The 13912-nt window shown below is 68.2% G+C and carries 14 protein-coding genes and 1 riboswitch; all 14 genes read right to left on the bottom strand.

What is annotated here, in order from left to right; translation table 11 throughout:
- Positions 1-137: 137 nt before the first annotated feature.
- Complete coding sequence (locus AC3A6M_RS24495) at positions 138-536, bottom strand: DUF2061 domain-containing protein (protein ID WP_487855303.1); 399 nt, start codon at positions 534-536, stop codon at positions 138-140.
- Between the two features lie 72 nt (positions 537-608).
- The gene (locus AC3A6M_RS24490) at positions 609-2069 is read right to left on the bottom strand and encodes a cobyric acid synthase (RefSeq protein WP_487855302.1); all 1461 of its coding nucleotides are present in this window, start codon (positions 2067-2069) and stop codon (positions 609-611) included.
- Positions 2066-2944, bottom strand: coding sequence for a cobalamin-binding protein (locus AC3A6M_RS24485; protein ID WP_487855301.1), 879 nt, complete (start codon positions 2942-2944; stop codon positions 2066-2068). Before AC3A6M_RS24485 ends, AC3A6M_RS24490 begins: the two co-directional genes overlap by 4 nt.
- Positions 2941-3921, bottom strand: coding sequence for a threonine-phosphate decarboxylase CobD (gene cobD / locus AC3A6M_RS24480; protein ID WP_487855300.1), 981 nt, complete (start codon positions 3919-3921; stop codon positions 2941-2943). The genes AC3A6M_RS24485 and cobD overlap by 4 nt, the downstream gene beginning before the upstream one ends.
- Positions 3914-4867 carry an adenosylcobinamide-phosphate synthase CbiB gene (gene cbiB, locus AC3A6M_RS24475; protein ID WP_487855299.1) on the bottom strand — a complete coding sequence of 318 codons (954 nt, stop codon included), beginning with the start codon at positions 4865-4867 and terminating at the stop codon, positions 3914-3916. Before cbiB ends, cobD begins: the two co-directional genes overlap by 8 nt.
- The gene (gene cobU / locus AC3A6M_RS24470) at positions 4861-5421 is read right to left on the bottom strand and encodes a bifunctional adenosylcobinamide kinase/adenosylcobinamide-phosphate guanylyltransferase (protein WP_487855298.1); all 561 of its coding nucleotides are present in this window, start codon (positions 5419-5421) and stop codon (positions 4861-4863) included. The genes cbiB and cobU overlap by 7 nt, the downstream gene beginning before the upstream one ends.
- A complete protein-coding gene (locus tag AC3A6M_RS24465) occupies positions 5418-6719 on the bottom strand; it encodes a cobyrinic acid a,c-diamide synthase CobB (protein WP_487855297.1) in 1302 nt (433 codons plus the stop codon). Before AC3A6M_RS24465 ends, cobU begins: the two co-directional genes overlap by 4 nt.
- The gene (cobO, locus tag AC3A6M_RS24460; RefSeq protein ID WP_487855296.1) at positions 6719-7345 is read right to left on the bottom strand and encodes a cob(I)yrinic acid a,c-diamide adenosyltransferase; all 627 of its coding nucleotides are present in this window, start codon (positions 7343-7345) and stop codon (positions 6719-6721) included. The genes AC3A6M_RS24465 and cobO overlap by 1 nt, the downstream gene beginning before the upstream one ends.
- On the bottom strand, positions 7326-8114 hold the full coding sequence (locus AC3A6M_RS24455; protein WP_487855295.1) for an ABC transporter ATP-binding protein: 789 nt from the start codon (positions 8112-8114) through the stop codon (positions 7326-7328). Before AC3A6M_RS24455 ends, cobO begins: the two co-directional genes overlap by 20 nt.
- Before the next feature lies 1 nt (position 8115).
- Positions 8116-9138, bottom strand: a complete 1023-nt coding sequence (locus AC3A6M_RS24450; RefSeq protein WP_487855294.1) for a FecCD family ABC transporter permease — start codon at positions 9136-9138, stop codon at positions 8116-8118.
- 18 nt (positions 9139-9156) lie between these two features.
- Positions 9157-11013, bottom strand: coding sequence for a TonB-dependent receptor plug domain-containing protein (locus tag AC3A6M_RS24445; RefSeq protein WP_487855293.1), 1857 nt, complete (start codon positions 11011-11013; stop codon positions 9157-9159).
- Positions 11014-11085: 72 nt separating this feature from the next.
- Positions 11086-11331: riboswitch (cobalamin riboswitch) on the bottom strand.
- Positions 11326-11871, bottom strand: coding sequence for a histidine phosphatase family protein (locus tag AC3A6M_RS24440; RefSeq protein ID WP_487855292.1), 546 nt, complete (start codon positions 11869-11871; stop codon positions 11326-11328). Its footprint overlaps the riboswitch before it by 6 nt.
- Before the next feature lie 16 nt (positions 11872-11887).
- Positions 11888-12667: an adenosylcobinamide-GDP ribazoletransferase gene (locus AC3A6M_RS24435; protein ID WP_487855291.1), complete on the bottom strand. Its 780-nt coding sequence runs from the start codon at positions 12665-12667 to the stop codon at positions 11888-11890.
- 10 nt (positions 12668-12677) lie between these two features.
- On the bottom strand, positions 12678-13718 hold the full coding sequence (gene cobT, locus AC3A6M_RS24430; protein ID WP_487855290.1) for a nicotinate-nucleotide--dimethylbenzimidazole phosphoribosyltransferase: 1041 nt from the start codon (positions 13716-13718) through the stop codon (positions 12678-12680).
- Positions 13719-13912: the final 194 nt, after the last annotated feature.

Below are 13912 nucleotides of genomic sequence, written 5' to 3'. Positions count from 1 at the left end.
ACAGGACCGTGAAACGACTTTGCGCCGATGATAGTGCTGCAACCAGTGTGAAAGTAGGTTATCGTCAGGCTAATTATGATGCAGGAGCCCGCTCAATTCGATTGAGCGGGCTTTTTGCTTTTCTGGGCGGCGTAAAATTACGCCATCTGCATCTGGCGTTCCAGCTGCAGCTTATTCCACAGCCGATCGTGCAGCGGCATCAGCACCACATTGCACACCGGCTCAAGCACTGCCGCCAATCCGCCGAAAGCCACCGAGCCGGTCGCACCATACAACACCGTAAAAGCCACGACCATGTGCATCGCCGTCAAGCTGATCTTTTCGAACGTCAGCATCAGGTAACGCCGCTGCCCCGTGACGCCGTTCAGCTTGCGATGCCAGGCCAGCTCGTGAAACGGCACCAGCAGGACATTCAGCACCGGCTCGATCAGCACGGCCAGTCCGCCCAGGGCGACCGAACCCGTTACCGCATACGCGATCGCGAAACCGATCGCCAGATGGATGATGACTTGACTGCCTTTGCGTGCCACTGCCATGGAAACTCCTGTCGTTCTCTACCATGCAGTGAATGATATCGATTCGTATTTTATCGGTAAAATCGATAAGTTTTAGCGGAACGATAGCAGTAGCCTATCGAAAAGCGACGCGCTCGCATCCGCGATCCGGTCAAGGCTCGCTTCGCGCAGCGTGGTGGCGTCCACAGCATGTTCGCTGTGCAGCCCGGCCCAACGCAGCAGCGCGGCGCAGGCCGATGCATTGTCGAACATCCCGTGAAGATAGCTGCCGAGGATCTGTCCGTCGCTGGAACATGCGCCTTCCGCGCGGCCGTCGATCTCGAATGCGGGCCGGGACAGCGCTGCCCCGCTCGATACACCCATGTGGATCTCGTATCCGCCCACGGCCGCGCCGTGCGATGCCGGATCGAAGGCGCAACGCCCGCTGACCTGCGCCAGGCGCTTTTCGCGGGTGAGCGTGGTCGCCAGGTCGAGCAGGCCAAGCGCTTCGGAGCGCCCGGCCGTTCCCTCGACGCCATCCGGGTCATCGACGAAACGCCCCAGCATCTGGAAGCCGCCGCAGATACCGATCACCTTGCCGCCATAGCGCAAATGGCGGTGGATCGCGTCCTGCCAGCCCTGTTGCTTCAGCCAGGCCAGGTCGGCACGCGTGTTCTTGCTGCCGGCGAGGACGATCAGGTCGCATCCCGGTATCGCTTCGCCCTCGCGCACGAAGCACAGGTCGACGTCCGGATGCGCGCGCAGCGGGTCGAAATCGGTATGGTTGCTCATCCGCGGGTAACTCGGCACGACCACGCGGAACTTCCCTTCACGCCGCGTTACCCCCTGCACCGCATCTTCCGCATCCAGATAAAGCCCGTGCAGATAGGGCAGCACCGCCAGCACCGGCTTGCCGGTTTCGCGCTCGAGCCATTCCAGCCCGGGCTCGAGCAGCTTGAGGTCGCCGCGGAAGCGGTTGATGACGAAGCCGACGATGCGATTGCGCTCGCTCTCCGACAGGCAGGCGAGGGTGCCGACGAAGTGCGCGAATACGCCACCGCGGTCGATGTCGGCCACCAGCACGACCGGGCAGTCGACCGCTTCTGCGAAGCCCATGTTGGCGATATCGCGGTCGCGCAGGTTGATCTCGGCCGGGCTGCCGGCGCCTTCGACGATGACGGTCTCGTACTGCGCCAGCAATCGCGCATGCGATTCCAGTACCGCGCCCATCGCTACCGTCTTGTACTGGTGATAGTCGCGCGCGTCCATCTCGGCGCGCACGCGGCCGTGGATGATGACCTGGGCGCCGATATCGCTGGACGGCTTGAGCAGCACCGGATTGAAATCCGTGTGCGGTTCGACGCCGGCGGCGATCGCCTGGAGGGCCTGGGCGCGCCCGATCTCGCCGCCATCTCGCGTGACCGCGCTGTTGAGCGCCATGTTCTGCGGCTTGAACGGCGCGACCTTCACGCCGGCACGCTTCAGCAGGCGGCACAGCGCGGCGACCACCGTGCTCTTGCCGGCATCGGAGGTGGTCCCCTGGATCATCAGGGTCCGGTAGGGGAAGGATGTCATTTGCTGCGATGCTGGCGCGCCAGCTCCAGCTTCTCGCACAGCATGGCGGCGCCGGCGATCATGCGCGGACCGGAGCGGTTGACCAGGTTGCCGTCGATGGTGAACAGGTTATCGTTGCGCACCGCCAGCAGCGTACCGTAGGGCTTCCACATGCTGACGCCGCCGTAGTTCTTTTCGGCCGTCGCGAAGATCGCTTCCGGATTCTGCTGCAGGACGCCCTCGACGCTGACCACCGGCGCCGTCACCGGCAGGCCGGCGAAGATGTTCTCGCCGCCGCACAAGCGCAAGGCGTCGCTGACGATGTGCTTGCCGTTGAGGGTGTACAGCGGCTTGTCCCAGACCTGGTAAAACGTGCGCACCACCGGGCGCTTCGCATAGCGGGCGCGCAGGCCGGCGAGTTGGTGGCGCAGATCGGCGGCGGCCGGCCCGGCCACGTCTTCGGTGCCCATCAGCTGCCCGAGCCTGGCCACGCTGTCGGGGATATCGTCGAGCTTTTGCGGCTCGCTGTGGAACAGCGGCACCCCGAGCTTGCGCACCATCTCGATCTGGCGCTCCGAACTGCCGTGCCGCCAGACGACGATCAGGTCGGGCTTGAGCGCCATGATGCGTTCCAGGTCGACTTCGCGGTTGGAGCCGATCTGCGGGAGCTTCTTCGCCTCTTCCGGAAAGTCGCTGTAGGCCACGACCCCGACCACGTGGCTGCCGCCGCCGGCCGCGAACAGCATTTCGGTGACGTGCGGCGCCAGCGAGATCACGCGCCGGGCGGGCTTCTGCAGGGTGACGGGATTGCCGTCGTCGTCCTTCACCGTGATGGCCGCCTGGGCCTGGGCTGCCGCCAGCGCGGCAAGGAGAATCAGTGCTTTCGATGTGCTCATCGCTTGGTCCATTCTTGAAGTGCATGTTCGATGCGGGCCCAGTCCCGGTCCCGGGCCGGCAGGCCGAGGCGGACGCCGCGCGCCGCCTGGCGGAACAGGCGCACCCAGATCGCGTGGCGCGCCATGTGTTCGTGAAAATCCTCGGGCCGGTCTTCCGGCCACCAGTGAAACAGCGGCATCCCGGAAGCCTGGATGCCGTGGGCGGCGAGCAGGCCGCGCAGCCGCGCGCCGTCATGCGCCAGGCGCTCCTGCGTCATCCGCTGCCAGCTCGTGTCGCGCAGCGCCGCCAGTGCGATGTGCTGGGCCGGCCCGCTGACCGCCCATGGGCCGAGCAGGTCCGCGAGCGCCGCCATCAAGGGCGCCTCGGCCGCCACGAGGCCCAGCCGCAGCCCGGCCAGGCCGAAGAACTTGCCTACCGAGCGCAGCACGACCAGTCCTGGCTGGCCGGCATGCGCTGCCACGCTCAAGTCGGGCGCCGTGTCGCCGAAGGCTTCGTCGACCACCAGCCAGCCGCCGCGCGCCGCCAGCTCGAAGGACCAGCGCAGCAGCAGCTCGGGCGGGACGGTTGCTCCAGTCGGATTGTTCGGATTGCAGACCACGACCACGTCGCTGTCCTTGACGGCATCGTCCAGCACCCGATACCCGACCTGGCGCAGCGTATGGCCATGCTGCGACCAGTGATGGGCGTGTTCGGCATACGAGGGCGCGGCGACCGTCACCCGAGACGGCGGCCGCAGCCGCGGCAGGGCCTGGATCGCCGCCTGGGTCCCGGCGACCGGCAACATCGCAGGCGCGCCGTAATAGGCGCAAGCAGCATCGACCAGCGCCGGATCCGCTTCCGGTAGACGGTGCCAGGCATCCGCTGGAACCGGCGGCGCGGGATAACCGACCGGGTTGATACCGGTCGACAGGTCGATCCAGTCTTCTCCGCCGTAGCGCCGCTGCGCCTCGCGCAGATTGCCGCCGTGTTCAAGCATGCCGGACTCCCGCCAGATACATGATCGAACCAAGGCCGAGGGCGATGGCTGTCCACAGCAGGGCCGTGTGGAAGACAAGGCGCCAGGCGCGCGGGATGTCGCCTGCCGTGGCGGCCGGGCCGGCGCCCAGCACCGGCCGCAATTCGACTTCGCCGTCATAGGTCGCGGCGCCGCCCAGGCTGATGCCGAGCGCGCCGGCGCCGCTGGCCATGACCGGACCCGCGTTGGGACTGCTCCACGCCGGCGCCTGCGCACGCCAGCAGCGCAGCGCGCGCAGCCTGCCGCCTGGCGCCAGCAGCGCGTACGACAGCGCGGTCAGGCGCGCCGGTACGTAGTTCAACAGGTCGTCGACGCGCGCGGCCACGCGGCCGAACAGATTGAAGCGTACATTCCGGTAACCCCACATCGCATCCAGCGTGTTCGCCAGCCGGAACAGCAGGGCGCCGGCGCCGCCGCCGACCAGGAACCAGAACAGGGTGCCGAACACCGCGTCGTTGCCGTTCTCCAGCAGCGACTCGGCGCCGGCCCTGGCCAGCTCGGCTTCGCTCGCCTGCGCAGTGTCGCGGCTGACGATGCGCGAGGTCAGCCAGCGCGCACGCGGCAGGTCGCCGGCCGCCAGTGACGTACAAATGGGAAGGACATGGTCGCGCAGGCTGCGCAGGCCGAGGCACAGGTAGAGCAGCAGTACATGGATCACCAGCCCGGCCACGCCGGCGGCGCACAGCCATGCGGCGGCAGCCGTCAGCGGCAGTACCGCCAGCGCCCAGCCGGCGGCGCCGCGCGCGATGCGCCAGCTGCCCAGGTTCAGGCGCCGCTCCAGCCATTGCGCCAGCCGGCCGAAGCCGACCAGCGGATGCCATCGCCGTGCCTCACCCAACAGCAGGTCGAGCGCGATCCCGGACGCCAGCAACAGCGCGAGTGTGAGCGGCGGCAGGCCGCTCAGCACGGCTTGCCCTTCAAGGCCAGCGGCAACCCGGCGGCGACGAACAGCACCCGGTCGCAGCGCGCTGCCAGCTCCTGGTTCAGGCGGCCCGCTTCGTCGGCGAAGGTGCGCGAGACCGCACCGACCGGCACGATGCCCATGCCGACCTCGTTCGACACGAACACGACGTCACCGGGCGCCGGCTCGTCCAGCCACGCGAGCAGGTCCGCGCGTTCCCAGGCGAACAGCGGCGGCAGCGCGATGGCGCCGGCTTCCGGATAATCGCGCTGCGACGAAAACATCAGGTTGCTGAGCCACAGGGTCAGGCAGTCGACCAGCACGATGCGCTCCGGCGCGCACAGCCGGCGCAGGGTGGCGGCGAGCGCGGTCGCTTCCTCCACTGTCTGCCACTCGGGAGGGCGGCGTTCGCGATGGTGGGCGATGCGGGCCGCCATCTCTTCGTCTCCCGCATGCGAGGTGGCCAGGTAGAACACCTCCTTGCCGGATTCCCGCGCCAGCCGCTCGGCAAGAAGGCTCTTGCCGGAACGGGCGCCGCCGAAGACCAGGGTGCGGCTCACGGCGCTGCTTTCGTAAAAAAGCCCGCCACCGCCAGCGGGTTCGAGGCGAAGAAGCCGTGGAAGTAGGACGCCGTCAGGGAGCCGAGCCGGTACACCGCCTCGCCCTGGGCGCCGGATGGATGCTTGACCGTGTAGCCGACCGGCGTGAGCCCGGTGTCCATGTGCGAGTAGTGGAAGGTATGGCCGCGCAGCTCGCCGGCCGCGGTCGGCATTCCCTGCGAACCGAGCCCGCCCAGGCGCTGCTGCATGAAGATCCGTCCCGGCAGCAGGGATGGCATGGGCCAGCAGTGGCCTTCGTTGTCGGTAATGGATTCGGCGACCGCCATCATGCCGCCGCACTCTGCCAGGATCGGCAGGCCGGCGGCGTGCGCGGCGCGGATCGAGTCGTGCCAGGGCGCCGCCTTCGACAGCGCTTCCATGTGCAGCTCCGGATAGCCGCCCGGCAGCCAGACCGCGTCCGCATCCGCCGGCACCGGCTCACCGGCCAGCGGCGAGAAAAAGCACAGCCGCGCGCCGAGGTGGCGCAGCACGTCCAGGTTGGCCGGATAGATGAAGCAGAAGGCGGCATCGCGCGCGATCGCCACCGTCTTCCCGGCCAGCAGCGGCGGAATCGGCTGGTCCGGATCGACGTGGTCGGGCAGGCGCGGCGTCAGGGCTTGCCAGGCCTGGGTATCCAGGTGGAGCTGGTCGGCCAGCTCGTCCAGGATCGCATCGATGTCGTCGACCTCTCCCGGCAGCACCAGGCCCAGGTGGCGCTCGGGCAGCTGGCGCGCTTGCGTGGGCAGCGTCGCCAGCAGGGGAATGCCGCGCAGCGAGGCCGCCACCATCTGGCGATGGCCTTCGCTCGCAACGCGGTTGGCGACCACGCCGGCCATCTGCACCGGGCCGTAGTCGCGCAGGCCCTGCACCACGGCGCCCGCGGTCTGCGCCATGCTGGAGGCGTCGATCACGGCCAGCACCGGAATGTCGAAGGCGCGCGAGAGGTCGGCGGCGGATGGGTTGCCGTCGTACAGGCCCATCACGCCCTCGATCAGCACCACGTCGGCGTCGCGCGCGGCCTGCGCCAGGCGGCGCCGGCATTCCTGCAAGCCGACCATCCACAGGTCGAGCGTGTGCACCGTCGAGCCGCAGGCGCGCTCCAGCAGCTGCGGGTCGATGAAGTCGGGACCGCACTTGAATACGCGTACCCGCTGGCCCTGGCGGACCAGGCCGCGCGCGAGGGCGGCGGTGACGGTGGTCTTGCCCTGGCCGGAAGCGGTGGCCGCCACCAGCAGCATGCGTGCGCCGGGATGTGCCATCACCACTCCGTGCCGGCTTGCGCCGCAATGCCCGCCTTGAAGGCGTGCTTGACCACGTTCATTTCGGTGACGGTGTCCGCCACCTCGATCAGTTCCGCAGGCGCCGCGCGTCCCGTCACCACCACGTGCTGCATGGCCGGGCGCTCGAGCAGGTCGGCGATCACCGCATGCACGTCCAGGTAGCGGTATTTCAGCGCGATGTTCAGCTCATCCAGCACTACCAGGCCATAGGCCGGATCGGCGAGGAAGCGTTGCGCCTGTTCCCATGCCTGCGTGGCCCTGGCGATGTCGCGCTCGCGGTCCTGCGTCTCCCAGGTATAGCCTTCGCCCATCGCATGGAAGCTGACTTCATCGGGGAAGCGCCGCAGGAACTGCTCTTCGCCGGTCGACATCGCCCCCTTGATGAACTGGACCACGCCCACCTTCATGCCGTGGCCCAGCGCGCGCACCGCCATGCCGAAGGCGCTCGAGCTCTTGCCCTTGCCGTTGCCGGTATTGACGATGATGATGCCGATCTTCCTGTCCGCCGCCGCAATCCTGGCGTCGATGACGGCCTTCTTGCGTTCCATGCGCTGGCGGTGGCGCTCGTTGCGCGCCGCAGTGTCTTCAGAAGTCATGTCGTTCATGGTAGTCCTCGCGGGGAATGAAGATGCGGCGGCCGCCGTGCTCGATCATCTCGATCGGGTGGCCGAGGTAGTCGCCCAGCAGCGCCGGCTGCATCGCCTGCGCGACCGGACCGGCCAGCCAGCCGCCGTCGCCGCGCAGCAGCAGGGCATGGGTCGAGATGCCGTGCGCCAGGTTGAGGTCGTGGCCGATCATGACCACCGTCTTGCGCTCGCGCCGGCACAGGCGCGCGAGCAGGCCCATCACGCTGACCTGGTGGGCCAGGTCGAGCGCGTTGGCCGGCTCGTCCAGCAGCAGCAGGGGCGTGTCCTGGGCCAGCAGGGCGGCGATCGCGACGCGCTGGCGTTCGCCCCCGGACAGGGTGCGCACGTCGCGCGCCGCCAGATGTCCGACTTCCATCGCGGCCAGCGCCCGCTGCGCCGCCTGGTGGTCATCGCTGCCTTCCCAGTAGCGGTTCGCGTGGTAGGGATGGCGCGCCGACAGCACGGTATCGATCGCACTGTAGGCGAAGGCGTCGGTGCGCGACTGCGCCAGGTAGGCGCGCTTGCGGGCCAGCTGTTCCAGCGGCCAGTCGCCCAGCTTCCTGCCGTCGAGTTCCACCGTACCGCCGTCCGCGCCGCGCAGCCCGGCCAGGGTGCGCAGCAGCGTGCTCTTGCCCGCGCCATTGCGGCCGATGATGCTCCAGCATTCGCCGGCCTGGATCGTCCAGTCGAGATCCCGCACCAGCGTGCGTCCGGCGACCTGCAATGTGAGTGACTGGGTAGCGATCATCTTATTTGCGCAGCTGGTGCAGTTGATACAGGAAGACCGGCGCGCCGATCAGGGCCGTGATCGCGCCCACCGGCAGCTGGGTCGGGGCGATCACGGTGCGGGCCAGGGTGTCGCACAGGACCAGGAAGCTGCCGCCCATCAGTACCGCCGCCGGGATCAGCACCCGGTGGTCCGGGCCGAAGGCAAAGCGGCAGGCATGCGGCACGATCAAGCCGACGAAGCCGATCGAACCGGCATTCGTCACCGCGCTGGCGGTCAGCACCCCAGACACGAAGAACAGGCCTTTTCGCAACCGGCCGACTTCGATGCCGAGCGTGCGTGCGGTGTCGGCATGCAGGGCCAGCACGTTCATCGCGCGCGCGTTGCGCAGGGCGAAGGCGAGCGCGCCGCCCAGCACGATCCAGGGCAGCACGCGCAGCGGCGCGCCGGCCAGGTCGCCGATCATCCAGAACACCATGTTGCGCAGGCTGCCTTCCGGCGCGATCGACAGCATCAGCGTCACCAAAGCCATGCAGGCCGACATCAGGATCACGCCGGTCAGCAGCAAGGTCGAGGTGCCGCCTTCGGCCGCCACGCCGCCGCGCATGTCGCGCCGCGCCAATAGATATAACAACATCGACACCGCGACTGCGCCGAGCAGCGCAGCGCCGTCGACCACCACGGCCGCGCACATCATCAACAATGCGAACAGGGCGCCGACCGAAGCGCCGGCCGAGATCCCCAGCACATACGGGTCGGCCAGCGGATTGCGCAGCAGGGCTTGCATCATCACGCCCGCCAGGGCCAGTGCGCCGCCGGTGACGAAGGCCGCCAGGGCCCGGCCGGCGCGCAGCGCGAGCAGAGAGGCGGCCAGCGAGTCCTGATGGCCGCGCAGCACCTGCGCTACCGCCTGCGGCAATTCCGACAGCGCGACCGAGACCGATCCCGTGATGCCGGCGAACAGCAGGCAGGCAAGGGCGGCGAGCAGGAGCGTGCCGATGATCGCGGTAGAGCGCTGGCGCGCGGATGGGTGGACTGGATGCATGCTGAGTCGGAGAGTGAATTAACGGATCCCGTAGCGTAGCGCGGCGAACCAGCTGCGTCCGGCCGTGCCGTAGTTGCGCGCCAGGTCGTAGCGTTGATCGAACAAATTGTCGAGACGAACCAGCAGCGACCAGTCGGGCGTGAACCGCCATGTAGTGTACAGGTTCAGGAGGCCGTAGCCACCCAGGCGATTGGCGTTCGCCGCATCGTCGAAGCGGCTGCCCGAGGCCTGCAGTTCGGCGCCCAGGTCGACGCGGTCGACGGCATACGCGGCCGAGAGGTTGGCGTGGCGACGCGCACGGCGGGCCAGCTGCTTGCCGGTAGTCTCGTCGCGCGGATCCTGCAGGTCGACGCTGGCGCGGAGCACCAGGCCGCGCAGCCGGGTTTCAGCCGACATCGTCAAGCCTTCGAGCAGGGCGCGGTTGACGTTGTAGGCACAGCTGCCGGTGCGGCTGGGGCAGGGATTCACCGTCACGATCATGTCGGTCAGGCGGTTGCGGTAATAAGTCGCCAGCAGCTCGGCGCCAGTCAGCTGGTAGCGCAGTCCTGCCTCGAGATTGCGGCCCCGTTCCGGCTTGTTGTCGGGCAGGCCGTAGCCCGGGTAGTACAGCTCGTTGTAGGTCGGGGCGCGGAAGCTGGTGCCGACGCTGGCGGTGGCGCGCAAATCCTTGCTGAACGCGTAGCCATAGCCGGCCGCCCCGGTGGTCCTGGCGCCGTAGACCGAGTGGTCGCTGCGCAGGCTGAGGTCGAGCAGGTGGCTGCCGCGCCGCAGGTCGTAGGCGGCCGCCACCGAATTGGTGATGCGCGAACGGTTCAGGGCAGTGCTGGCGCTGGACATCACCTGGTCCTTGCGGTGGCCGAACAGCAGCTGCAGGGTGTCGCCGTGGATGTCGAGCGTGTTCTGCCAGGTGAGCTCGTCCTGGCGGGTATCGATCTGGCTGGCGCCGCTGGCCGCCGTGCCGGTGAAGCTGCCCAGCCTGTCGTTGGAGCGGGCGGCCTGCAGGCTGCTGCGCCAGTTGGGAAGGATGCGGTCGTTCAGGAACAAGGCGTAGCTGTCGATGACCTGTTCGTTGTGGGTGTCGTAGCTGGAAGCGCCGCTGTCGTACTGGGCGCGCAGGCGGCTCTTCAAGAATTGTCCGCCCAACTCGTGCCCCGGCGCGAGCTGCACGGCCACGCGTCCGTTGACGCTGTTGCGCGTGTAGCCGTCGTCGTCCCTGTTATAGCTCGACGCGCCCGGACGGGTGCTGGAGAAGCCGTCGGCATCTTCGCGTGCGCCGCCCAGTGCATAGCTGACGCTGTGAGCGCCCCCGGTGGCGCCGCGCACGCCGGCGTCAACCTGGCTGGCGCCATCGCTGCCGCCTCCGGCGCTGGCGCTGAAGGCCGGCATGCCTTCGCCCTCGCTCTTCCTGGTGAAGATCTGCACCACGCCGCCGATCGCGTCGGCGCCGTACAGGGAACTCAGCGGGCCGTAGACGATTTCGATGTGGTCGATGCTCGACAGCGGAATCGCATTCCAGCTGGCCACGCCGGTGGTCGAGGAGCCGATGCGCACGCCGTCGACCAGGACCACGACCTGGTTGCTGTTGGCCCCGCGCAGGTAGACGCTGGTGCTGGCGCCCGGGCCGCCGTTGCGTGCGATCTCGATGCCGCGCTGGCGGCGCAGCAGGTCGGCAACCGAGCCGGCGCCGGCGCGCGCGACCTCTTCGCGGGAGATGACGGACGTGTCGGGAATGACCTCGTCGGCGCGCTGCGGCGTGCGGGTGGCGGTGACGAGCACGGACCCGATGGCCGGATCGGCGAAAGCGGGTATGGCGGGCGACGCAAGGGCAAAGGCGAGCAGCGGCGCGGCCGCATGCCGTGAAACGGGAAAGCGCATGGCGATGTTTTCTTTCGTGGACAACCGGCCGACGTCCCCGTAGGCCAGATTGAACAGAAGCGCCGGCAAGCCGGACGCTTCCACCTTTTGGCCGGTATCCGGGCTGGCAAGTATGGCCGTCTGACCTTCCCATGCAATCGCACAGTGGTATGAGAAGACGGTTGCCGCATCGACGCTGACTTTCTCAGCTGTTGCGTCGTGCGGTACTTGCTTACCGTTGCGGGGGCAGCACACCTTGGCCCTGATGAAGAGCTTCGTGTTTCCCGTTTAACTGCGCCTGAGAACACAGGCGCGAGCACCAAAACGTCGACATTATACTTCCAGCTCGGCTATTTGGCCGTAGGCGATGCGATGCGGAGTACGAGCAGCGTTCAGCGCGGCTTCTTCGAGCGGGAGGCCGTCGCGCATGGCGCCCAGCAGGCGAATGGTGCCGGCGTGGCAGATGAGCAGCGCTTCCGCATGGCCGGCCTGGCGCAGATCCGCGATGAAGGCGGCGACGCGGCGCGCGACGTCGAGCACGCATTCGGCGCCGCCGGGGCGATACCGGAGCAGGTCGGCGGCCCAGGCGTCGACCTCCGCGCGCGGGATGGCATTCCAGGCGCGCAGCTCCCAGCGGCCGAAATCCATCTCGGCCAGGCGCGCATCGAGGGCCAGCGCGGACGGGGCCAGGCGCCGGGCGAGGCCGGCGCAGCGCTGCAGCGGGCTGGCGTAGACAGGAAGATCGCCGGGCAGGCCGGCCGCGCGCAGGTGCGCGTGCACGCGCGCGAGCTCATGTTCCGCGACGGCGACGTCGCTGGCGCCGTAGCACAGGCACTGGTCGATCTCGGGCTGTGGATGGCGGACCAGGTGCAGCTTCACGGTGCGGTTTCGCGGTTCAGATCCAGGCGCCATGGCCCAGCGTGGCCAGCACGCCGACGTAGACGAGGGCCTCGGCCAGCTGCTGCACGGCGCCCAGGCAGTCGCCGGTATAGCCGCCGAGGCGCCGTTGCAGCTTGCGTCCGAGCCACACCGCGGCAAGCAGGGCCGCCAGCAGCGCCGCCAGCACGGCATCGGGCGCGAGCCAGCCGGCCGCGAGCAGGACCGGCGCCGGCAAGAGTGCGGTGAGGGCGGCGATCGCGAATTCGGCACTCGTCATCTGCTGGGCAAGCGGCTTGGCCTTGCCTTCGCCGCGCACGTAATCCAGCTTCCAGATCAGCGAGGCCGCGGCCAGGCGCGACAGCGGGTGGGCCAGGAACAGCGCGCCGACGGCTGCATGTGGCGGCAGCATCGCCAGCGCCGTCAGCTTGGTCGCCAGCATGCAGACGATGCCGATCGCGCCATAGGCGCCGACACGCGAGTCCTTCATGATCTCGAGCGCGCGCTCCCGCGTCATGCCCCCGCCCAGGCCGTCGCAGGTGTCGGCGAAGCCGTCTTCATGGAAGGCGCCGGTCAGGTAGATCGAGGCGGCGGTCGAGAGCACGGCGGCCACTGGCGCCGGCAGCACCAGCGCGGCCGCGAAGTAAACCGCGGCGGCGACCGCCGCGACCACGCAGCCGACCAACGGAAAGTAGCGCGAGGCATGCTGCAGCCAGCTGGCTTCGAATCCGACCCAGGAGGGGATCGGCAGGCGCGTGAAGAACTGCAGCGCGATGAAGAAGAGGCGGACCTGTTGCATCTTGGTCCTGTTATGCGGCGGCGGATTTTTCGCTGACGCTGGCCGACGAAAAGGTCGCCATCTCGTTAAGGAAGTTGGCGGCCGCATGCAGCAGCGGCAGTGCGAGCGCGGCGCCGGTGCCTTCGCCGAGGCGCATGCCCAGTTGCAGCAGCGGCCGCGCGCCGAGCTGCTCCAGCATGCGGCGGTGGCCGGCTTCGTCGGAGCAGTGCGCGAACACGCAGTAATCGAGGATGGCGGGTGCGATGCGGCTGGCGACGAGGAGGGCGGAGGTGACGATGAAGCCATCGATCAGCAGGGTCTTGCGCAGCGCGGCAGCCTGCAGCATGGCACCAGCCATCATCGCGATCTCGAAACCGCCGAAGGTGGCGAGCACGTCGAGCGGCTCGGTCACGCCGGCGTGGCGTTCGACCGCCGCTTCGATCACGCGCTGTTTGCGCAGCACACCCTGTGGCGACAGGCCGGTGCCGGCGCCGACGCAGTCCGCGACCGGAATGCCGGCGAGCTTGTGCATCAGCGCCGCGGCGGCGGTCGTGTTCCCGATGCCCATCTCCCCGAAGCCGACCACGTTGCCAGGCAGGCCGGCGACGAATGCGGCGCCATGCTCCATCGCGGTGGCGCACTGCTGCGCCGTCATCGCCGGTTCGAGCGCGAAGTTGCGGGTGCCGCGGGCAAGCTTGCGGTCGACCAGGCCAGGACGCGGACCGAAATCGTGGTTGACACCCGCATCGACCACATGGAGCGCGGCGCCGTTCTGGCGTGCGAATACATTGATGGCCGCGCCATTCGCGAGGAAGTTCTCGACCATCTGCCAGGTGACGTCCTGCGGGAAGGCGGAGATGCCTTCGGCGACTACGCCATGATCGCCTGCAAACACGACGATGGCGGGCTGGCCGATCGAGATGGCGGTGGTCTGCTGAATCAGGCCGAGCTGCTTTGCCAGCTGTTCCAGTGTGCCGAGGCTGCCGAATGGCTTGGTCTTGTTATTGATCGCCGCGTCGAGTTGAACGGCGAGTTCGGGATTCGCGACGGCAGCGATGGAAGGCAGGCGCATGCTGGCTCCGGAAGTGATAAAAGCGGCAAAGATAGCATACGGGCAAGCGTTGCAGACTGCGTGTGGCTTTGCTATAGTTCGCGTCCTGCTTCTGCAGCGCACAAATGGTTCAAACAAATGTGCACACTGCAAAAACGGATGAGTTGACGAGTTAAACGAAACACTGCATAATCTCGCTTCTCTGCTGCTGACGA

Source organism: Telluria sp. Soil_C_11 (assembly GCF_057657395.1).
This window is presented reverse-complemented; position numbering and strand designations above follow the sequence as displayed.

Bases quoted from the DNA above. Each gene is read 5' to 3' on its own strand.
- AC3A6M_RS24495 (WP_487855303.1), bottom strand. From the start codon at position 536: ATGGCAGTGGCACGCAAAGGCAGTCAAGTCATCATCCATCTGGCGATC.
- AC3A6M_RS24490 (WP_487855302.1), bottom strand. From the start codon at position 2,069: ATGACATCCTTCCCCTACCGGACCCTGATGATCCAGGGGACCACCTCC.
- AC3A6M_RS24485 (WP_487855301.1), bottom strand. From the start codon at position 2,944: ATGAGCACATCGAAAGCACTGATTCTCCTTGCCGCGCTGGCGGCAGCC.
- cobD (WP_487855300.1), bottom strand. From the start codon at position 3,921: ATGCTTGAACACGGCGGCAATCTGCGCGAGGCGCAGCGGCGCTACGGC.
- AC3A6M_RS24465 (WP_487855297.1), bottom strand. From the start codon at position 6,719: ATGGCACATCCCGGCGCACGCATGCTGCTGGTGGCGGCCACCGCTTCC.
- cobO (WP_487855296.1), bottom strand. From the start codon at position 7,345: ATGAACGACATGACTTCTGAAGACACTGCGGCGCGCAACGAGCGCCAC.
- AC3A6M_RS24455 (WP_487855295.1), bottom strand. From the start codon at position 8,114: ATGATCGCTACCCAGTCACTCACATTGCAGGTCGCCGGACGCACGCTG.
- AC3A6M_RS24450 (WP_487855294.1), bottom strand. From the start codon at position 9,138: ATGCATCCAGTCCACCCATCCGCGCGCCAGCGCTCTACCGCGATCATC.
- AC3A6M_RS24445 (WP_487855293.1), bottom strand. From the start codon at position 11,013: ATGCGCTTTCCCGTTTCACGGCATGCGGCCGCGCCGCTGCTCGCCTTT.
- AC3A6M_RS24435 (WP_487855291.1), bottom strand. From the start codon at position 12,667: ATGCAACAGGTCCGCCTCTTCTTCATCGCGCTGCAGTTCTTCACGCGC.
- cobT (WP_487855290.1), bottom strand. From the start codon at position 13,718: ATGCGCCTGCCTTCCATCGCTGCCGTCGCGAATCCCGAACTCGCCGTT.